At 63.9% G+C, this 19,713-nt stretch carries 21 protein-coding genes and 1 pseudogene; 14 read left to right on the top strand and 8 right to left on the bottom strand.

Going from position 1 to position 19,713, the window contains the following annotated elements; all coding sequences use genetic code 11:
* The 5 genes and pseudogenes from VMR39_RS26870 to pgl all read left to right on the top strand — a co-directional run.
* Positions 1-233, top strand: a pseudogene (locus VMR39_RS26870) (acetyl-CoA C-acyltransferase); the annotation flags it as partial.
* A 24-nt stretch (positions 234-257) separates the two neighbouring features.
* Complete coding sequence (locus VMR39_RS26865; RefSeq protein ID WP_325421008.1) at positions 258-2,435, top strand: 3-hydroxyacyl-CoA dehydrogenase NAD-binding domain-containing protein; 2,178 nt, start codon at positions 258-260, stop codon at positions 2,433-2,435.
* A 68-nt stretch (positions 2,436-2,503) separates the two neighbouring features.
* Positions 2,504-3,505, top strand: coding sequence for a UDP-glucose 4-epimerase GalE (galE, locus tag VMR39_RS26860; protein ID WP_325421006.1), 1,002 nt, complete (start codon positions 2,504-2,506; stop codon positions 3,503-3,505).
* Positions 3,502-3,990, top strand: a complete 489-nt coding sequence (locus VMR39_RS26855) for a YbaK/EbsC family protein (protein ID WP_325421004.1) — start codon at positions 3,502-3,504, stop codon at positions 3,988-3,990. Before galE ends, VMR39_RS26855 begins: the two co-directional genes overlap by 4 nt.
* A gap of 5 nt (positions 3,991-3,995) precedes the next feature.
* Positions 3,996-4,688 carry a 6-phosphogluconolactonase gene (gene pgl / locus VMR39_RS26850; RefSeq protein WP_325421002.1) on the top strand — a complete coding sequence of 231 codons (693 nt, stop codon included), beginning with the start codon at positions 3,996-3,998 and terminating at the stop codon, positions 4,686-4,688.
* 89 nt (positions 4,689-4,777) lie between these two features.
* On the opposite strand, the gene VMR39_RS26845 is transcribed toward pgl, so the two are convergent.
* The gene (locus VMR39_RS26845; RefSeq protein ID WP_325420998.1) at positions 4,778-5,041 is read right to left on the bottom strand and encodes a hypothetical protein; all 264 of its coding nucleotides are present in this window, start codon (positions 5,039-5,041) and stop codon (positions 4,778-4,780) included.
* A 57-nt stretch (positions 5,042-5,098) separates the two neighbouring features.
* Here VMR39_RS26845 and VMR39_RS26840 point away from each other — a divergent pair, with 57 nt between their 5' ends.
* Positions 5,099-6,235 (top strand): pyridoxal phosphate-dependent aminotransferase, encoded by a 1,137-nt coding sequence (locus VMR39_RS26840; protein WP_325420996.1) that lies wholly within the window; start codon positions 5,099-5,101, stop codon positions 6,233-6,235.
* 89 nt (positions 6,236-6,324) lie between these two features.
* Here the strand turns inward: VMR39_RS26840 and VMR39_RS26835 are convergent, their stop codons facing one another.
* Positions 6,325-6,621 (bottom strand): chorismate mutase, encoded by a 297-nt coding sequence (locus VMR39_RS26835; RefSeq protein ID WP_325420994.1) that lies wholly within the window; start codon positions 6,619-6,621, stop codon positions 6,325-6,327.
* Between the two features lie 211 nt (positions 6,622-6,832).
* Here VMR39_RS26835 and rpsD point away from each other — a divergent pair, with 211 nt between their 5' ends.
* Entirely contained in the window at positions 6,833-7,447 is a 615-nt protein-coding gene (gene rpsD / locus VMR39_RS26830) for a 30S ribosomal protein S4 (protein ID WP_093084966.1), read from the top strand.
* A 108-nt stretch (positions 7,448-7,555) separates the two neighbouring features.
* On the opposite strand, the gene VMR39_RS26825 is transcribed toward rpsD, so the two are convergent.
* Positions 7,556-9,535 carry a S9 family peptidase gene (locus VMR39_RS26825; protein ID WP_325420990.1) on the bottom strand — a complete coding sequence of 660 codons (1,980 nt, stop codon included), beginning with the start codon at positions 9,533-9,535 and terminating at the stop codon, positions 7,556-7,558.
* A 133-nt stretch (positions 9,536-9,668) separates the two neighbouring features.
* Here VMR39_RS26825 and VMR39_RS26820 point away from each other — a divergent pair, with 133 nt between their 5' ends.
* From VMR39_RS26820 to VMR39_RS26810, 3 genes are all read left to right on the top strand, one after another.
* Positions 9,669-11,336, top strand: a complete 1,668-nt coding sequence (locus VMR39_RS26820) for a M28 family metallopeptidase (protein ID WP_325420988.1) — start codon at positions 9,669-9,671, stop codon at positions 11,334-11,336.
* Between the two features lie 63 nt (positions 11,337-11,399).
* A complete protein-coding gene (locus VMR39_RS26815; RefSeq protein ID WP_325420986.1) occupies positions 11,400-11,753 on the top strand; it encodes a hypothetical protein in 354 nt (117 codons plus the stop codon).
* Complete coding sequence (locus VMR39_RS26810; RefSeq protein WP_325420984.1) at positions 11,753-12,889, top strand: glutathionylspermidine synthase family protein; 1,137 nt, start codon at positions 11,753-11,755, stop codon at positions 12,887-12,889. The genes VMR39_RS26815 and VMR39_RS26810 overlap by 1 nt, the downstream gene beginning before the upstream one ends.
* A 3-nt stretch (positions 12,890-12,892) precedes the next feature.
* Here VMR39_RS26810 and VMR39_RS26805 read toward each other — a convergent pair whose 3' ends face one another.
* On the bottom strand, positions 12,893-13,345 hold the full coding sequence (locus tag VMR39_RS26805) for a DUF6265 family protein (protein WP_325420982.1): 453 nt from the start codon (positions 13,343-13,345) through the stop codon (positions 12,893-12,895).
* A gap of 101 nt (positions 13,346-13,446) precedes the next feature.
* On the opposite strand from VMR39_RS26805, the gene VMR39_RS26800 reads away from it, so the two are divergent.
* The 4 genes from VMR39_RS26800 (at position 13,447) to VMR39_RS26785 (ending at position 16,216) form a co-directional block, all read left to right on the top strand.
* On the top strand, positions 13,447-14,436 hold the full coding sequence (locus VMR39_RS26800) for an agmatine deiminase family protein (protein WP_325420980.1): 990 nt from the start codon (positions 13,447-13,449) through the stop codon (positions 14,434-14,436).
* 81 nt (positions 14,437-14,517) lie between these two features.
* Positions 14,518-14,892, top strand: a complete 375-nt coding sequence (locus tag VMR39_RS26795) for a DUF2501 domain-containing protein (protein WP_325420978.1) — start codon at positions 14,518-14,520, stop codon at positions 14,890-14,892.
* Positions 14,893-14,962: 70 nt separating this feature from the next.
* Positions 14,963-15,811, top strand: a complete 849-nt coding sequence (gene aguB / locus VMR39_RS26790; RefSeq protein ID WP_325420976.1) for an N-carbamoylputrescine amidase — start codon at positions 14,963-14,965, stop codon at positions 15,809-15,811.
* A gap of 12 nt (positions 15,812-15,823) precedes the next feature.
* Entirely contained in the window at positions 15,824-16,216 is a 393-nt protein-coding gene (locus VMR39_RS26785; RefSeq protein ID WP_325420974.1) for a DUF1801 domain-containing protein, read from the top strand.
* On the opposite strand, the gene VMR39_RS26780 is transcribed toward VMR39_RS26785, so the two are convergent.
* From VMR39_RS26780 to VMR39_RS26765, 4 genes are read right to left on the bottom strand one after another with little or no spacing between them, the layout of a single operon-like run.
* The gene (locus VMR39_RS26780; RefSeq protein WP_325420972.1) at positions 16,213-17,004 is read right to left on the bottom strand and encodes a LysR family transcriptional regulator; all 792 of its coding nucleotides are present in this window, start codon (positions 17,002-17,004) and stop codon (positions 16,213-16,215) included. The two genes, VMR39_RS26785 and VMR39_RS26780, sit on opposite strands and share 4 nt — an antisense overlap.
* Positions 17,001-17,408, bottom strand: a complete 408-nt coding sequence (gene apaG, locus VMR39_RS26775; RefSeq protein ID WP_179042767.1) for a Co2+/Mg2+ efflux protein ApaG — start codon at positions 17,406-17,408, stop codon at positions 17,001-17,003. The genes VMR39_RS26780 and apaG overlap by 4 nt, the downstream gene beginning before the upstream one ends.
* A 32-nt stretch (positions 17,409-17,440) precedes the next feature.
* A complete protein-coding gene (locus tag VMR39_RS26770) occupies positions 17,441-18,649 on the bottom strand; it encodes a trans-sulfuration enzyme family protein (RefSeq protein ID WP_325420969.1) in 1,209 nt (402 codons plus the stop codon).
* Positions 18,646-19,638, bottom strand: a complete 993-nt coding sequence (locus tag VMR39_RS26765; RefSeq protein WP_325420967.1) for a threonine dehydratase — start codon at positions 19,636-19,638, stop codon at positions 18,646-18,648. The genes VMR39_RS26770 and VMR39_RS26765 overlap by 4 nt, the downstream gene beginning before the upstream one ends.
* Positions 19,639-19,713 lie beyond the last annotated feature (75 nt).

Genomic DNA, 19,713 nt, shown 5'->3' with positions numbered 1-19,713 from the left:
ACGAAGCCTTCGCCTCGGTCGTGCTGCGCTACATGCAGGCGATGGACCTCGACCATAGCAAGATCAACGTCAATGGCGGCGCGATCGCCATGGGCCATCCGTTGGGTGCTACCGGCGCCATGGTGCTGGGCACGGCGCTGGATGAACTGGAACGCTCCGGCAAGGGTACCGCGCTCATCAACCTGTGCGTCGGCGCGGGCATGGGCACCGGCATCATCATCGAACGCGTATAAGCGGCGGAACCAGGAGAGACTGACATGAAAACCATCCGCTTCGACATCGACGCCGACGGCATCGCCACCCTGACCATCGACGTGCCCGACCAGTCGATGAACGTCATCGGCCCCGACTTTCTGGCCGACCTGGATACCGCGATCACGCGCATCGCGTCGGAAGAAGGCATCAAGGGCGCGGTCATCGCATCGGGCAAGGACAGCGGCTTCATGGCCGGCATGGACCTGAAATATTTCGGGTCGATGCTGGCAAGCGAGAGCGGCGAGCGCCCTGCCCCGGCCGCGATCTTCGACAAGGTGTTCGTGCTGAACGACCTTCTCCGCCGCCTCGAAACCAGCGGCAAGCCGATTGCCTGTGCGATCGAGGGTACCTGCGTTGGCGGCGGCTTCGAGCTGGCGCTGGCCTGCCATCGCCGCTTCGCCGGCGACAGCCCCAAGACGCAGCTGGGCCTGCCCGAAATATTGATCGGCCTGTTCCCCGGCGGCGGCGGATCGCAGCGCCTGCCGCGCATCATGGGGGTGCAGGCGTCGCTGATGTACATGCTTCAGGGCAAGATGTTTCGCCCCGCCGAAGCCGCGATGCTGAAGGTCGTGGACGGCGTGGTGCCGCAGGGCACGGCGGTCGCCGCGGCGAAGGAGTGGGTCAAGGCCAACCCGACCGCCAACACCCAGCCCTGGGACGTGAAGGGCTTCAAGGTTCCGGGCGGCGCAGGCGGTTTCAACCCCGCCTTCGTCCAGACCATGGCGGGCGCGCTGCCGATGACACTGAAGCAGACCCAGCGCAATATGAACGCGCCGATCGCGCTGCTGTCGGCGGTCTATGAAGGCATCACGCTGCCGATGGACCGCGCGATCCGGATCGAGAGCAAATATTTCGCCAAGGTCGCCGCCGATCCGCAGGCATCGAACATGATCCGCACCCTTTTCGTCAACAAACAGGCCGCCGAACGCGGCGCACGCCGTCCCAAGGATGAGCCGAAGGCGCCGACGACCAAGCTGGCCATGCTGGGTGCAGGCATGATGGGCGCAGGCATCGCTACCGTCGCGGCGCAGGCCGGGATGGAAGTCGTGCTGTTCGATCGCGATCAGGCCTATGCCGAAAAGGGCAAGGTGCATGTCGAGGAGGTGCTGAAAAAGCGCCTCGGCAAGGGCATGACGCCCGAGAAGATGGAGCAGATGCTCGCCCGCGTGACGCCGACCACCGATTATGCCGCGCTGGCCGGCGCCGACTTCGTGATCGAGGCGGTGTTCGAGGATGTGAGCATCAAGGCGGAAGTTACGAAAAAGGTTGAGGAAGTTCTGGGCGCGGACACCATCTTTGGGTCCAACACCTCCACCCTGCCGATCACCAAGCTGGCCAATGCCTGGAGCAAGCCGGAGAATTTCATCGGCGTCCACTTTTTCTCGCCGGTCGAGAAGATGCCCCTGGTGGAAATTATCCTTGGCGAAAAGACCGGCCCGACCGCTATCGCCAAGGCGCTCGATTTCGTCGCGCAGATCAAGAAGACGCCGATCGTCGTGCATGACAGCCGCGGCTTCTACACCTCGCGCAGCTTCGGCACCTATGTGCAGGAAGGCGCGGAACTGGTCGGCGAAGGCATCAATCCCGCCCTCATCGAAAATGCCGGCAAGCAACTGGGGATGCCGACCGGTCCTCTGGCCGTCAGCGACGAAGTGTCGATCGAACTGGGCGTCAAGATCATGACCGCCGCGAAGAAGGAACTGGGCGACGCCTATGTCCCGCAGGGCTCGGACGACATCATGGTGAAGATGGTCGAAGCCGATCGGCTGGGCCGCAAGAATGGCCGGGGCTGGTACGACTATCCCGAAGGCGAAAAGAAGCATCTGTCGCCGGTGCTGGGCGATATGTTCCCCCGCGCGGCTGAGCAGCCCGATGTCGAGGCGGTCAAGGAACGCCTGCTCTATCGCCAGCTGATCGAATGCGCCCGCTGCTTCGAGGAGGGCGTGCTGGAAACGCCCGAAGATGGCGATATCGGCGCAATCTTCGGCTGGGGCTTCGCGCCTTATACCGGCGGTCCCTTCAGCCATATGGACACGGTCGGCATCGCCCACGTCGTGGCCGTACTGGACCGGCTGGCGGCGGCGCATGGCCCGCGCTTCGCACCCACGGCACAGTTGCGGGAGATGGCAGCCAACGGCGCGACCTTCTATCGCCCCGTTCTGTCCCGCGCCGCAGCATGATCGATTTGTAAATCGTAACGCTTCTGTATTAGGTCTTCCCGGACATCTCCGGGGAGACCTTTTTTCTTATGAGCAAGCCTACGGTCCTGGTTACGGGCGGCGCCGGCTATATTGGCAGTCATGCGGTGCTGGCGCTGAAAGACGCCGGCTATGGCGTGGTGGTGATCGACAATCTGGTCACGGGCTTCCGCTTTGCCTTGCCCGATGGCGTGCCCTTCGTGCAGGGCGACATCGCCGACCAGCCGCTGGTGCAGGCAACGCTGCGGGACCATGACGTGAAGGCGATCATGCATTTCGCCGGTTCGGTCGTCGTACCAGAATCGGTCGATAACCCCCTGAAATACTATCAGAACAACAGCGCAAAGACCCGTGATCTGATCGAGAGTGCAGTGGCCGTGGGCGTACCGCACTTCATCTTTTCCTCGACCGCCGCGACCTACGGTATTCCCGATGAAAGCCCGGTAAAAGAGACAACGCCACAGCGGCCGATCAATCCCTATGGCATGTCGAAGCTGATGACCGAATATATGCTGCGCGACGTGGCGGCGGCGCATCCGATCAACTTCTGCGCGCTGCGCTATTTCAACGTCGCGGGCGCGGATCCGGAAGGCCGCACCGGCCAGTCGACGGCAGGCGCCACGCACCTGATCAAGGTCGCGGTCGAGGCAGCGCTGGGCAAGCGCAGCCATGTGTCGGTGTTCGGCACCGACTTCGACACACCCGACGGCACCGGTGTGCGCGACTATATCCATGTCAGCGACCTCGCCAATGCGCATGTGCTGGCGCTGGAGGCGCTGATCGCGAACCGCGAACAGAATTATCTGCTTAATTGTGGCTATGGCCGAGGTTTTTCCGTGCTGGAAGTGCTGGACGCCGTCGATCGCGTCACCAACATGACCATCGACCGCCGACTGGAAGGGCGCCGCGCCGGCGACCCGGACTCGCTCATCTCGGACAATCGCGCGATCATGGCGGAATTTCCGTGGGAGCCGCGCTACGCTGATCTGGAGCAGATCGTGACCCATGCGCTCGCCTGGGAACGCAAGCTGAGCGATTTGCAGGGCGCATGAGCGAAGCCAGCGTCCGCGCCTTTTTTGCGGAAAAGGCCCCCGATGTCACGATCATCGACCAGGGTGTCAGCACCGCGACCGTGATCGAGGCGGCCGCCGCACTGGGTGTCGAGCCGGCGCGGATCGCCAAGACATTGTCATTGCGCGTAGGGGGTGCAGTCGTGCTGGTCTGCACGCGTGGTGATGCGCGTCTGTCGAACGGCAAGGCCAAGGCGGCGTTGGGCGCCAAGCCGCGCATGCTGGGCGGGCATGAGGTGGAGGAACTGACCGGCCATCCGGTGGGCGGGGTCTGTCCGTTCGGCCTGTCCTCTCCGCTGCCTGTCTATTGCGACAAGTCGTTGAAGGATTTTGCAACCGTCTTTCCCGCTGCCGGGTCGCGGACGGCTTCGGTCGAACTGACGCCCGACCGCCTTGCCGCCTTGACCGGGGCGCAATGGATCGACATCTGCACGCTTCCTGAAGTTTTGGCTGAAATCGTCGAGTGAGAACCATGCCGACCGAACATCTTTTCGCCACCGGGGCAGAGGCCGCCGCCGACATCGCCGCCCGCATCGCGACTATCCTGTCCGACGCCATGGCCGAGCGCGGCGTGGCGAGCATCGCCGTGTCGGGCGGCCGTTCGCCCCGGCCGGTGCTGGAGGCGCTGTCGAAGGCGCCTCTCGACTGGACGAAGCTGGTAGTGACGCTGGTCGACGAGCGCTGGGTCGAGCCGGTGAGCGCGGACAGCAACGAACGGCTGGTGCGCGAAACCCTGTTGCAGGGACCGGCGGCAGCGGCGCGCTTCGTGCCGATGAAGAATGACGCCGTCAACGCCTATGCCGGGCAACCGGCGGTCGAGGCGGCGTTCGCGGACCTGCCCTGGCCGCTAGACATCATCCTGCTGGGCATGGGCGATGACGGACATACCGCCTCGCTCTTCCCCGAAGGCAGGGAACTGGCCGATGGCCTGTCGTCCACCGCACTGACCATCGCCGCCACGCCGCCGGTCGCCCCGCACCAGCGCATATCGCTGACGGCGCACGCCATTCTCCAGAGCCGTCATGTTTTCCTTCAGATCGGCGGCGCGGGAAAGAAGGCGGTTTATCATCGCGCGCTGGCGGGCGGCGCTGTCGAGGAACTGCCGATCCGGCTGGCGCTGTTGCAGGATGCCGTGCCGGTCAAGGTGTGGATCAGCGAAGCCTGATTCGACTTCCGTTCGTTTCGAGCGAAGTCGGGAAACAGCCAGCGCAGCACTTCTCGTTTTTCGACACACTCGAAACGAACGGAGGTGGTTCAGTTCCGAACCTCATGCCTTGAGATCAGATAGCGCCAAACGCCGACCGCGTTGATGACCAGCAACGCTACATTCTGCCAGCCTATGCCTTCGCTGTCCTGATCGAGGAAACCCCAGCCGATCAGCGCCAGCGAACTGGTGACGAACAGCACGAAGGCCCAGCCGGTGACGCGCCGCCCCAGATTCAGCGAGACGATCAGCGCAGCAAGAGTAGCCGCCCCAGCACCATAATATTGAAGGGCGGTGAGCAGCGTCGGGTTCATGCCGACTGTAACGCCACGGCCATGGACATGGTTGCCGGGTCATAATAGGCACGCGGCATGGTTGCCGAAATCTCTCCCTTCCACGCCATCGCCATCAGCCGCGAGGCCCACGCCCTTGAAGTCGAGGGGCGCTCCATCCTGCACATGGAGTTCGGCCAGCCGTCGACGGGCGCGCCCGCCGCCGCCATCGCCGTGGCGCATGAGGTGCTGGACACCGATCCAATGGGCTATTGGGAAAGCCCGGCGCTGAAAGAGCGGATCGCGCGCCACTATGCCGATCGGCATGGCGTCGCGGTCGACCCGGAACAGATCATATTGACCTGCGGCGCGTCGCCGGGGCTGGTGCTGGCACTGACCTGCCTGTTCAGGCCCGGCGCTCGCGTCGCCACCGCGCGGCCAGGCTATGTCGCCTATCGCAACAATCTGAAGGCGCTCTATCTGGAGCCGGTCGAGGTCGCCTGCGGCCCGGCCGAACGCTACCAGATCAGCGCCGATGCGCTGGCCCGGATCGAACCCGCGCCCGATGGCCTGATCCTCGCCAGCCCCGCCAATCCCACGGGCACGATCATCCCGGCGGACGAGTTGGAAGCCATCGCCAAGGTCTGCGCAGAGCGCGGCATCCGCATCATTTCCGACGAAATCTATCATGGCCTCAGCTTCGGCGAGCCGGCGCATTCGATGCTGGAATATGCCCCTGATGCGCTGATCGTGAACAGCTTTTCCAAATATTACAGCATGGCTGGCTGGCGGCTGGGCTGGATCGTGGTTCCCGAAGACCTGATCGGCGTGGCGCGGGCGCGGATGGGCAATCTGTTCCTGACGCCGCCGGTGCTGGCGCAGCGCGCGGGGCTGACCGCGTTCGACTGCACGCAGGAACTGGAGGGGCATGTCGACAATTATCGCCGCAACCGGCAATTGCTGCTCGATGCCCTGCCCGCGCTGGGTTTGGCCAGCATCGCGCCGCCCGACGGCGCTTTCTATATCTATGCCGACATCAGCCACCTGACCAATGACAGCCTGAGTTTCTGCCAGAAGCTTTTGCGCGAAACCGGCGTGGCGACCGCGCCGGGGATCGACTTCGACCCCGTGGACGGCCATCGCTTCATCCGCTTCAGCTTCGCGGTGTCGACCGACCGGGTCGAGGATGCGATCGCGCGGATGATCCCCTGGTTTCAGGCGCAGGGCGGGCGGTAGGATTTAGGCAAGATCCGTTCGTTTCGAGCGTGTCGAGAAGCGGAATACACGCCATGCCCGTTTCTCGACTGCGCTCGAAGCGAACGGCCCTATGACCTCGTCCGGTCGAACTCGCCCATCTCATAGGCAATGGACGCTTCGACCAGTTGCTCCCACAGGTCGGCGATCACGTCTCCGGGCGCGCCCAGCCGTTCGGCTTCGGCGCGCGCCTGGTCGATCACCTGCGCCTTGCGCGCCTCATCACGGACGGCGCTGCGGTCGGGCTTGATCCGGGCGGCGGCGCGCATATGGGCGAAACGGAGGTCGAGCAGGGCGACAAGCTGACGGTCGATCTCATCGACACCGGCGCGGACCTGCACCATGCTGCTATAGCTATCGGGGTTCATGGAGGACGGAATTAAGCCGTCCGCCCGACACTGTCGAGGCTTGACATACCCGCACCTTGCCGCCATAGGCCCGCCTTCGCGATTGGCTCCGCATCCCGGTGAAGCGGCGGCCCTGTCCCTGAAACATGGAAAACAGGCGATACCGGGGGAAACATCCATCCTTTCGAAAGGCAGGGTGGATAAACGTTGTTAGCATATCGAAGGACAGATCATGTCGAAGCGTTCCAGCGCAAAGTATAAAATCGACCGCCGCATGGGCGAAAACATCTGGGGTCGCCCGAAGAGCCCGGTCAACAAGCGTGAATATGGCCCCGGTCAGCACGGCCAGCGCCGCAAGGGCAAGATGTCCGACTACGGCATCCAGCTGCGCGCCAAGCAGAAGCTGAAGGGCTATTACGGCGACATCACCGAGAAGCAGTTCAAGAAGAACTATTTCGAAGCCAGCCGCATGAAGGGCGACACCGGCCAGAACCTGATCGGTCTGCTGGAGCGCCGCCTGGACGCCGTCGTCTACCGCGCCAAGTTCGCGCCGACCATCTTCTCGGCTCGCCAGATCGTTTCGCACGGCCACATCTATGTGAACGGCGTGAAGTGCAACATCGCGTCGCGTCTGGTGAAGCCGGGCGACGAAATCACCCTGGGCAAGAAGGCGCAGGAAATGGCGCTGGTTCTGGAAGCGCAGAGCCTGCCCGAGCGCGACATCCCCGACTATGTGTCGCCGGACGGCGCCGCCAAGATCACTTATGTCCGCGTTCCGACGCTGGACGAAGTACCCTACCCGGTGAAGATGGAACCGAATCTGGTCGTCGAATTCTATTCGCGCTAATCGGTTTTCCGAGCAGAATTGCAAAGAAGGGCGGCCCCGCAAGGAGCCGCCCTTTTTCTTTGTCCGATGACAAGGGAAATAAGGGAGGGGCGCCCCTCCCCCTTTCCGTCATTTCCCCGCCGCCAGCAGAAAGTCCGCGCTCTGTTGCAGCATGTTCGCGCGCACGTCGCTGTCGTTCAGATTATGGGTAAGCCCGTCATAGACGACCAACCGGCTACGCTTGCCCGCACCTTCCAGCTTGCCCTGCATGATCTTCGCCTGGCTTATGTCGACATTATTATCGTCGGTGCCATGGAACATCAAAACCGGCGCCATGAATTCGGCCGCATGGCTGGAAGGTGAGGCTTCCTGCGCCTTTGCCCCCTGCCCCAGATATTGGCTGGAAATCACATAGTCGGCATTCCAGCGCCCCCGACGCAGCATGTCGCCAATATCGGTGACGGGCGCAATCGCGACAACGGCCTTGAACAGCTTGGGATCGATGGCTTGCGCCTGCAACGCCGCATAGCCGCCATAGGACCAGCCGAGGATCGTGAGCTTTGCCGGATCAGCGATCCCCTGCGATACCAGCCAGCGTCCGCTGTCGGCCACATCGCCGATGGCAGTGCGCCAAGACTTGAAGGCGTTCTGGACCAGCCACTGCTCGCCAAAGCCAGCCGAACCACGAAACTGCGGCTGGATTACGGCAAAGCCACGTGCCGCGAAATATTGTGCCAGCCAGTCGAATCCCCACTCGTCGCGAGCCTCCGGCCCGCCATGCGGCATGACGATGGCAGGAAGGCCCTTGGCGTCCTCCTTGCCCGGCGGCAAAGTAAGATAGGCCGGGATCGCCGTCCCGTCTCCTGCCTTGTAGCTCACGGATTTCATCGTAGCCAATGTTTGCCCGGCCAGATCAGGCCTGTCGGGCATTACCGGCGACAATTTTCGCGCTGTCCGGTCGAACAGATAATATTGACCCGGATCGGTGTCGCTGCCCGCCCATACCAGACTGCGCTGGCCGTCCTGGCTCATGTCGCCGATATGGACCGCCTTTCCGCCGAGCGCCTTGCCCAGCGATGCGGAGAGCGCCTTTGTCTTCTCGTCGAAATACGCGACTTCGCCATGTTCTTCGGTGTAGCCGACGCCAACGACATGTCGGTCGCGACCCACCGTCACCAGGCCAGACACATCCACGCGAGGATGGGCAAAGACGACCTTCTTTTCGAGACCGGGGTCGAGCGCCACGCTGACCAGCGCCAGCCGACCATCGACCCGCTCATAGCCATAAGCGATATTCTTTTCTTCATCCACGGCCGTCGGATAGAAGCCGCTGCGGTCACGGACGTCATAGACGCTCAGGTCACTCCAACCCGATTTGCCAAGCGGACGGTAGAGAAAACGGAACGTGCCCCTGGCAAAGCCCGACCCTTTGTTTTCCTGCACGCCCATCACCCGCACCGCGCCGTGACCATTGGAGATATAGTCGATGGCCAGTGCTTCGGGCTGCTCGATGCGCTTGGTTCCACCGGTGCGTGTATCGATGCGATCGACACCAAGGCCGCGCAGCTTGGAATCAACGAGGCTGCCGATTTTGGCTTCGGGTACATAGGACCGCGTCATCAGGATCGCGCCATCGTCTCCGGGTAGCAGGTCGACAATATCTCCGCCCCGCAGGTCGAAGCCGAGCGCATTCTGGCCCTGCCGACGACTCAGCGAGCGGATATTCCCACCAGCCGCGTCCACCGCGAAGATGCTGCTAAAGCTGTAGACATCATCACCGACCCGGCTTGCGCCGCCAATCTGGCAAGCCAGACGATCGTTGGAAACCCAGTCACAGCGATAGAGATACTCCGGCTGGCCCGTGGTCGACGCCACAGCCTTCGGTTCCGCCCCTTCCCTGGCTTCCAGAATATAGGCCTTTGTCGTGCGTCCACTGCTAGCCGCGATCAGGGCGATTTTCTGTCCATCGGGCGACAGACTCGCCGAAATAACAGTCTCGCGCGCACCGAATGCCTTGGCCAGCGCATCAGGCTGAGTCTGCGCGAGCGCAGGCTGCGACGTGCTCGCAGCCAGAAGCGCGAGCAAAGTCGCCTTGCAACGATAGTTCATTCCCCCAATTTCCCCTTAAAACCCCTTGGGTTCAACTGGCTAGGCCAAGCCGAAACCAAAGGCAATTGCCTTGCTTGCCCTGACTCGCGCCCGGTGGCATGACCCCCGCATCATAAGAAAAGAGGGTATTCCCATGCGTAGCTCCATCGCGGCGATCGCCGCCATTCTCGCTTTGTCCACGCCGGCCATATCGACCGCCGCGCCCGCCAAATCCGCTGCCGCCAACAGCGCCGAACCGTCAATCGAGACGATGAAGCGGCTGGTGAAGGAATTGTCCTCCGATGCGTTCGAAGGCCGCGCGCCCGGCACCGCGGGCGAGGAGAAGACGCTCGCCCTGCTCGCCGCCGAGTTTGGCAAGCTGGGGCTCAAGCCCGGCAACAAGGGCAGTTGGTTCCAGGACGTGCCGCTGGTCGAGATCACCGCGAAGAATGTCTCTGCGCTCAGCTTCAGCGGCGGCAAGACGCCGGTCACCGCCGCCTATGGTCCGGAAATGGTGATCGGCACCCGTACCACGGAAAAGCATATCGACCTGAAGAACAGCCCGATCGTCTTCGTCGGATATGGCATCAATGCTCCGGAAAAGGGCTGGAACGATTATGCGGGCCTCGACGTCAAGGGCAAGACGGTCGTTATCCTGGTCAACGACCCGGACTATGAAACGCAGGGGCTGACCGGTCCGTTCAACGGCCGCGCCATGACCTATTATGGCCGTTGGACCTATAAATATGAGGAAGCCGCGCGGCAGGGCGCTGCCGCCGCGATCATCGTGCATGATACGGTGCCGGCTGCCTATGGCTGGAACGTCGTCCAGTCGAGTTGGACCGGCGCGCAACATGTTGCCGACAGCGCAGACGGCAATGCGGGCCAGTCGTCCGCGATCGGTTGGGTCACGAAGGATAAAGCGGCGGCGCTCTTCGCCAGCGCCGGGCTGGACCTCGACGCGCAGATGGCGGCGGCGAAGCAGAAGGGCTTCAAGGCCGTGCCGTTGACCGGCGTGACCGCGAACGTTTCCTTCGACAATGAACTGCGCAAGCATAGCTCGAAGAATGTCGTGGCGCTGCTGCCCGGCAAGACACGGCCGGACGAATATGTGCTCTACAGCGCGCACTGGGACCATCTGGGCCATTGCCAGGCAGCACCCGATGGCGACGACATCTGCAACGGCGCGGTGGACAATGCCACCGGCACCGCCGCTCTGGTGGCGTTGGCCGAGGCCAATGTGAAGGCCGGTCCGACCGACCGCAGCCAGGTCTTCCTGGCCGTGACCGGTGAGGAATCCGGCCTGCTGGGATCGGACTATTATGGCAAGAACCCGGTCTTCCCCTTCGCCAGGACGGTCGGCGGCGTGAACATGGATGCGCTCAGCGTCGCGGGCCTCGCCAGGAATGTCGTCGTCATCGGCAAGGGCAAGTCGCAGCTCGACGCCTATCTGGATCGCGCACTGGCGGCACAGGGACGCGTCGCCACGACCGAGCCGACGCCGGAAAAGGGCTATTATTATCGCTCCGACCATTTCAGCTTCGCCAAGCACGGCCTGCCGATGCTCTATTTCGAGGGCGGCGAGGATCTGGTGAAGGGCGGCACCACCGCAGGCATGGCCGCGGCGGAAGACTATACCAAGAACCGCTATCATGGTCCCAAGGACGAATATGATCCCAACTGGGACTGGACCGGCGTGCTGGCGGACCTGAAGCTCTATTATGGCGTCGGCCGCGAGTTGGCGACCACGAGCGACTGGCCCAACTGGGTGGAAGGCGACGAGTTCCGCACCATCCGCGACAAGGACCGCGCGGGCAAATGACCGGATGGCTGGCGACGGGAAAATCTGTCGCCAGCCCTTCATCTTCCTGCTTATAAAGGCCACATGAGCCAGAAATTCGACCGGCGCGTCCTGCCGATCACTTCCGCGGTTGCGGCCGCCCTTCTCGCCACCGGCTGTTCGCGCAGCCCCGATACCGCCGATTCCGATTTGCGCGTGTGCCGGGATGCACAGGGCCGCCGGGCTGAGGACAACAATTGCCATTCGCGCAGCAGCGGCGTCGGCACGGCTGCCTTCGCCTGGTATTTCCTCAGTCGCGGCAGCCCGGTTGCACGGGTCGGGCAACCCCTGAGCGGCGGATCGATCGCGCCGACCTTCGGCAAGATCTATCGTCAGGCATCGCCCGCCACGGTGACGCGCGGGGGCCTTGGCAGTTCCGGGCGCAGCGGCCTCAGCTGATGGAACGGATCGATTGTACGCCCCGCCCCGATTGGCAGCGTCGGGTCGAGGAGCTTGGACTCGTCTGGCACGGCGCGCACGACCGGCCCTATTGGGACGAAACCGCCGCCTATCGCTTTTCGTCCGCGCAGATTGAGGAGATCGAGACGGCGACGGCGGAACTCTATCGCCTGTTCATCGATGCGGGCCAGCATGTGCTGGATCGCGACCTGCTCGGCGAGTTCGGCATTCCCGACTTCTGCCATGACGCAATCCGGCAATCGTGGGATGGGGAACCCGCCGCGCTCAACTATGGCCGCTTCGACCTTGGCTATGACGGGTCGGGACCGCCCAAATTGTTCGAGTTTAACTGTGATACGCCAACCAGCCTGCTGGAGGCATCGGTCATCCAGTGGGACTGGAAGGAAGCCGTCTTCCCCGACGCCGACCAGTTCAACAGCCTGCATGAGCGACTGGTCGCGCGATGGCGCGACATTGCGCCGCCGCGCGGCACGTCCATGCTCCACCTGACCTATGTCGATGGCAATATGGGCGAGGATGCCGTGACGGTCGCCTATATGGCGGATCTGGCGCGGGAGGCCGGGATCGATACCCAACTGATCCTGACGACGGATCTTGGCTGGGACAGTGCCAGCCGCCGCTTCGTCGACCTGGACTATCGCCCGATCGACGCGCTCTATCATCTCTATCCATGGGAATGGATCGTGCATGAGCCATTTGGCCGAGAGGTGATCGAAAGCCTGTCCTCAACGCTCTGGATCGAGCCGATCTGGAAGATGATCTGGAGCAACAAGGCGATCCTGCCGATCCTTTGGGAACTGTTCCCCGGCCACCCGAACCTGCTGGAGGCCAGCCGCGCACCGATGGTGGGCGACCATGTGGCGAAACCCCTTCTCGCCCGCGAAGGTGCCAATGTCCGCATCGTCCGGGACGGCGTGACTGTGGCGCAGAGCAGCGGAGACTATGGCGAGGAAGGGTTTGTATATCAGCGCCTCTTCCCCCTTCCCGGCGAAGGTGAGCGGCGGCCGGTGCTGGGCAGTTGGATTGTCAACGGCGAACCGGCCGGCATGGGCATCCGCGAAGATGGCCCTATCACCGGTAATGGCGCCCGCTTCGTGCCGCACCTCATCGCCTGACGTCTATTTCCCGGCGGGCGCGTAAGTCCAGTTCTGGGCCGAACTGCCGTCCATCTTCGACGTTTCGGCCATCAGCAGGCGGCCCTCGCGCCAGTAGCGGATGCGTTGCGGATAATCATGATCCGGGTTGGCGAAGGTGACGTCGCGCACCCCCTGTTCGACGGCGGGAAAGATGGTCGCTGGACCGCCTTCGGGCGCGCCATGGTAGGTCAGCGATCCATCGGCGGCGCGCACGATGCGCATCACTTCCCAGGAGCGGAGGCTTTCGCCGCGCCCTGTTCGACCGACGCCGATCATCGTGCCCCCGCGCGGCAGGGTCCAGACTTCCTCGCTCCACCGATCGCCATTTTCCTGCGTCCATTCGCCGGTCAGCCAGTCTGGCAACTCGGCCGCACCTGCACCGCAGGATAGGGTCAGCAGCAGGGCAGCCGCGATGGTGGAAACTCTTTTCTTCATGGCGTTCGCCCCCTGTCCAGACCCGGTTCGGCACGCTATGGAGGCGCGCATTACCCCCGCACTTTACGGATCGGCCTTCCCGCCGAGCAAGGACAAAAGCCATGACTTTCCGCATGCCTGCCGAATGGGCGCCGCACGACTGGACCTGGATCGGCTTCCCGACCAACCCCGACGAATGGCCCGGCGCATTCGAGGAAGCGCGGCAGCAGATCGCCGCCTTCGCCAGGGCGCTCCACGCCGATGGCAAGGGCGAAGAAGTTCGCCTGGTGGTCGCCAACGAAGGCGATGCGGAAGCGGCGCGCGCACTACTGGCTCCGGGCGTTCAGATCGCCGTCCACAAGCTGGGCGATGTATGGCTGCGCGACACCGCGCCGATCGCCGTGCTGAACGGCAAGGGAGAACGCGCGCTGGTCGACTTCGGCTTTAACGGCTGGGGCGGCAAATATCAGATGCCGGGCGACGAGGATATCGGCGCACGGCTGGCCGCGACCACCGGCATGGCGACCTCCACCCAGCACTGGGTGTTCGAGGGCGGCGCGATCGATACCGACGGCACCGGCCTGTTCGTTACCACCGAACAGTGCTTGCTCCATCCCAATCGCAACCCCGATCTGGATCGCGGCAAAATCGAGACGCTGCTGGCCGGTGCGCTCGGCCTGTCGGACATGCTGTGGCTGGGCGACGGATTGCTGAACGACCATACCGACGGCCATGTCGACAACCTCGCCCGCTTCGTGGCGCCGGGTAAGCTGGCGCTGCCGATCGCGACGACCGATGACGATCCCAACGCCGCCGTCTATGCCGACGCCCGCGCCCGCGCCAAGGCGTTCGGGGTCGAGGTGGTGGATATCCCTTCCCCCGGTCTGGTGCTGGTGGATGACGAGGCGATCCCGGCCAGCTATATGAACTTCTATGTCGGCAATGCCGCCGTCGTCGTGCCCATCTACGGCCAACCCAACGATCAGGCGGCGCTCGACGCCTTCCGCCCCTTCTTCCCCGGCCGCGACATCGTCGGCCTGCGCAGCGATGCGATCCTGTCGGGCGGCGGCAGCTTCCATTGTTGCAGCCAGCAGATGCCGTCGATCGGCTGACGAACGGCGTTGCGCATCGGCGCGGATGGGATCAGGCTTCGCCCCGGCCCGGACGGAGTCGCCGGGCAGGGAGAATGCCTCATGACCCGCATGCCCATCCGCGCCGCGCTGACGCTCGCCATCCTCAGCGGCGCGACCGCTTCCTCCGCCCAATTGTCGAACCTTGGCGGGCTGATGGGCGGAGCGCTGCCCAATATCGCCTCGGTCGGGGCCGGTAATGCCGCGGGCGTCCTCAGCTATTGCGTGAAGAACAAGCTGGTGAATGCCACCAGCGCCAGCTCCGTACTGGGCAAGCTGACCGGAAAACCCGGCGTCACAGAATCGAGCGGCTTCAAGTTGGGGCAGAGCGGGACGATCCAGACCGACCAGAATGCATTGTCGATCGGCGGCCTCAAGGCGAAGGCCAAGAGCAAGCTGTGCGACCTGGTGCTGAGCCACGCGACGTCGCTGCTCTGATCACAAGCCCGGTGGCATGTCCGGCGGACATTCCCTATATGGCGCGCTGTTCCCCGCCATGGAGTGAAGAATGACCCGCGTGACCGTCGCTGCCCTGCAACTCGCCTTTTCGGACGACATGGCCGACAATATAGCCATGGTCGCGGACCATGTGCGCAAGGCCGCCATGCGCGGGGCGAAGATCATCCTGCCGCCCGAACTGTTCGAAGGCCCGTATTTCTGCAAGCAAGAGGATGAGGCGCTGTTCGCCAGCGCCCAGCCGACCGACGAGCATCCGGCGGTGCAGGACATGCGCAAGCTGGCGAAGGAACTGGGCGTCTATATCCCGACCAGCTATTTCGAGCGCGACGGCCATCATTATTACAACTCGCTCGCCATGATCGATGATGAGGGCGAGATCATGGGCGTCTATCGCAAGAGCCACATCCCCGATGGCCCCGGCTATGAGGAAAAATATTATTTCCGCCCCGGCAATACCGGCTTCAAGGTGTGGAAGACCAAATACGGCACTATCGGCGTCGGCATCTGCTGGGACCAATGGTATCCCGAAACCGCGCGCTGCATGGCGCTGATGGGCGCGGAGATGCTCTTCTACCCGACCGCGATCGGCTCCGAGCCCTATGATGCCGACCTCGATACCAGCCGCATGTGGCGCCGCGCGATGATCGGCCATGCCGTCAGCAACTGCATGCCCGTCATCGCCGCCAACCGCATCGGTGTGGAGGACGAGCAGAAATTCTATGGCCACAGCTTCATCAGCGACGAATGGGGCGACTATCTGGCCGATGCCGACGCGAAGGACAGCGGCGCGCTGGTGGCGACGCTGGACCTTGCCAAGGCCAAGATCCACCGCGCCGGCATGGGCTTCTTCCGCGATCGCCGGCCAGAGCTGTACGGACGGATCGCACAGGACATCTGAACGGAGCATCGCATGGCGGATCAGAAAGCGAGTAACCCATCGGCCCTTATCGACGCGCGGATCGCCGAATTGGGCGATTGGCGCGGCGAAGCCCTGGCCAGGGTTCGCACCCTGATCCATCGTGCCATTCCCGAAGTTGCCGAGACATGGAAATGGCGCGGCGTGCCGGTCTGGGAGAAGGACGGCATCGTCTGCACAGGCGAAAGCTACAAGAGTGCCGTCAAGCTCACCTTTGCCAAGGGCGCGGCATTGGATGATCCGGCCGGCTTGTTCAACGCCAGCCTGGACGGCAATGTCCGCCGCGCGATCGACATCCACGAAGGTGGAGCGATCGACGAGGCGGCGTTCATGGCGCTGATACAGGCTGCGGCGGAACTGAATGCCGCCAAGCCACGCAGGCGTTAAGCCGTCAGCGCCTCGACCAGTGCCTTGACCTTTTTCTGCCGCCATTGAGGCAGCGGCGCGATCAGCCAATAGGCGAGCAGGGTCGGCGTCGTGTCGCCCACCTGCCGCACCCGGCCTGCCGCCAGATCAGCCTGCGCCAGCAACAGCGGAACCCGCGCCCGGCCGAAGCCGTTCGCCGCCGCCTCGATCGCCAGGCCGCCGTCGGCGACACGGATGGTCGCGGGCTTGTCGCCGGCTGGGCAGCCGGGCCAGTCGATGCGATGGTCGGGACCACCCGCCGCCGCTTCGACCGTCACATAGGCAGCCTCTCCGATCTTGATGCCTTCATGCTCGCCCGCGCTGTCAGTGAGGCGCAGGGCGATATCCAGATTGGCCTCGGTAAAGTCCAGCGCCTCGTCCGCAGCTATCAACTGGAAGGTCAGATCGGGCTGCCCTGCGGCGTAGGTCGCAAGGCGCGGCTGGAGCCATTTGGCGCTTATGTCGCGGGGAGCGGCAATGGTCAGCGCATGGCTGGACTGGCCCGCCTGCATTGCGCGAACCGCTTCCTCAAACTCCAGGAAACCGGCGCGCAGGGCGTCGAGGCCGGCTTCGGTTTCGGGCGTCAATTCCAGCCCCTTGGGCGTCCGGCGGAACAGGACCACGCCCAGCATATCCTCCAGCGCGCGGATCTGCTGACCCACGGCCGCCGGCGTCACCGCCAGTTCGTCCGCCGCGCGGGTGAAGGACAGATGCCGCGCCGCCGCATCCAGCACGCGCAGGCCGTTCAGCGGCAAATGGGTGCGCTTCATTCGGCCACCGCCGGCGCGATAAGGGCGAAATGGGGAATGGCCACGTCGAACGTCTCGCCACCGATACCGATCATGCGATAGCTGCCCTGCATCGAGCCGGTCGGCGTGTTGAGCGGGCAACCCGAAACATAGTCATAGCTTTTTCCCGGCTGCACCACCGGCTGCTCGCCCACGACACCGTCGCCATCGACCCGATGCTGCGACCCGCGCCCATCGGTGATGACCCAGTGCCGGGTCAGCAGTTGCACCGGCTGGTCGCCCATATTCTCGATCCGGATATGATAGGCCCAGAACCAGCGCCCCCGATCCGGCTCCGACTGTTCGGGCAGGTAAGTGACAGCCACATGGACGCCGATATCGCGCGTCGTCGCGTGGAAGGGGAAGAGCGCAAAAGTGGTCGTCATGGTTCAGAAATGCGCCCTAACACCTATGTCCGTCAACGCCCTATCGCGCGCAGAGCCTGGTCGAAATCGGCGATGACATCGTCCGCATCCTCCAGCCCGACATTGAGGCGCAGCATGTCCTCCGTGATGCCGACTTCCAGCCGTGCCTCTTCCGCCATGCCGAAATGGGTGGTGGAGGCGGGATGGGTCATCAGCGAGCGCGAATCGCCGATATTGTTGCTGATGTCGACCAGTTCCAGCGCATTGAGCAGGCCATGCGCCTCCGCCCGGCCGCCACCGACATAAAGGGAGAAGATCGGCCCGGCCGCTTCCATCTGCTTCATGGCCAGCGCATGCTGCGGATGGCTTTCGAGGCCCGGATACAAAATCTTGGGCAGGCGGGTTTCGAGGAAGCGCGCGACCTTGAGTGCATTGTCGCTCTGGCGGCGAATGCGCAGGTCCAGCGTCTCCAGCCCCTTGAGCACCACCCAGGCATTGAACGCGCTGAGCGTCGGGCCGGTATTACGGTGGAAGGGCAGCAGGACATTGTCGATCCAGTCGCGCGTGCCGCAGACGGCGCCGGCGAGCACGCGGCCCTGCCCGTCCATCATCTTGGTCGCGCTATAGGCGACGACGTCCGCACCGAATTCCATCGGCCGCTGGAGCGCGGGCGATGCGAAGGCATTGTCGACCACGGTGGTGATGCCGTGCGCCTTGGCGACGGCGCAGACGGCAGCGATGTCCACCACGTCCATGGTCGGGTTGGCCGGGGTTTCGAAGAAGAATACCTTGGTATTGGGCTTCACCGCCGCTTCCCAGGCGGCGACATCGGCGCCGTCGATCGTGCTGGTCTGAATGCCGAACTTGGGCAGCAGCGTGTCGACCAGCCAGCGGCAGGAACCAAAGGCCGCCTTGGCCGCGACGACATGGTCGCCCGCCGACAGCTGGCAGAGCAAAGCCGCCGTCATCGCCGCCATGCCGGTCGCGGTGGCGCGACATGCTTCCGCGCCTTCGAGCAGGGCGATGCGCTGTTCCAGCATCTCGACCGTCGGGTTCTGGAGGCGGCTATAGGTCATGCCGACCTGTTCGCCGGCGAAGCGCGCGGCGGCGTCCTCCGCCCGGTCGTAGCAATAGCCGCTGGAAAGGAACAGCGCCTCCGACGTCTCGCCATATTCGGTGCGGGCCGTGCCGCCCCGGACGGCCAGCGTCGCCGGCTTCCAGTTCCTGGTGATCTCAGGGTTCTGCCCGCTCTTCCGCTTCATATCGCCTTCCGCAATTCTACCCGCGGCGTCGCGCCGCCCAATATCTCGGCCATCTGGCTCCTGTCGCCATTACCGCCCGAGAGGATTACCGCAACCTTCTTGCCACGCATCGCCTCTTTTTCCTGCATCAGCGCCGCCAGAGCAACCGCGCCCGCGCCTTCGGCCAGGTTGTGCGTGTCCTCCCAATAGATGCGGATAGCCTGCGCCACCTCATCGTCGGTCACGGCGACGAAACGGTCGGCGCGCGGCCCGAAATAGTCGAGCGCGGCCTGAACCGGGGTGCAGACGGCGACTCCATCGGCAAAAGTGTAGGCGGTGGGGCTGGAAATCAGCCGGCCGGCCTCGAAACTGCGCTTGGCGGCGTCGACATGGGCGGACACGACGCCCACGACCTTGGTCTTGAGGCCCAGTGCATCCCTTGCCGCGATAGTGCCGCACAGGCCGGAGCCGCAGCCGACCGGGACGTAAACGGTGTCGAGGTCCGGCACCGCGTCGAACAGTTCGAGGCCATAGCTTGCCACGCCGCGCACCAGTTCGCGATGATAGGCCGGGACCATGAACAGCCCCTGTTCCTGCGACAGGCGCAACGCTTCCGCCTTGGCGCTGTCAAAGTCATGGCCATGTTCGATCAGGTTGGCCCCGAAGGCGCGCATCGCGCGGTTCTTTTCCAGCGCATTGCCATGGGGAACGACGATGGTGACGGACAGACCCGCCGCCTTTGCCGCGCGCACCTGCGCCTGGCCATGATTGCCGCGCGTGGCGGTGATGATGCCCTTCACCTCCGGATGGGTCGCCGTCAGCCAGTCGATGTAGGTAATTGCACCGCGCACCTTGAAGGCGCCAGTCGGCGTGTGATTTTCATGCTTGACCCACACCTCGCAGCCACTGCGCTGGCCGAGCAGCGGCCAGCCATATTGGGGGGTCGGCGGCAGCTGCGCATGAACCATGGCGGCAGCGGAACGGAGCGAGGCGAGCGAAAGGTCGGTCATCCTGCGCCTTTATCGATCGGGCGCAGGATAGGACAGGACCGATAGGCAGGGATTGGCCCCGTCCTGTCCTGAACG

Source organism: Sphingobium sp., from assembly GCF_035511395.1.
Classification (GTDB): domain Bacteria; phylum Pseudomonadota; class Alphaproteobacteria; order Sphingomonadales; family Sphingomonadaceae; genus Sphingobium.
Note: the sequence above shows the minus strand (reverse complement) of the source record. Positions and strands in the feature narration are given on the sequence as shown.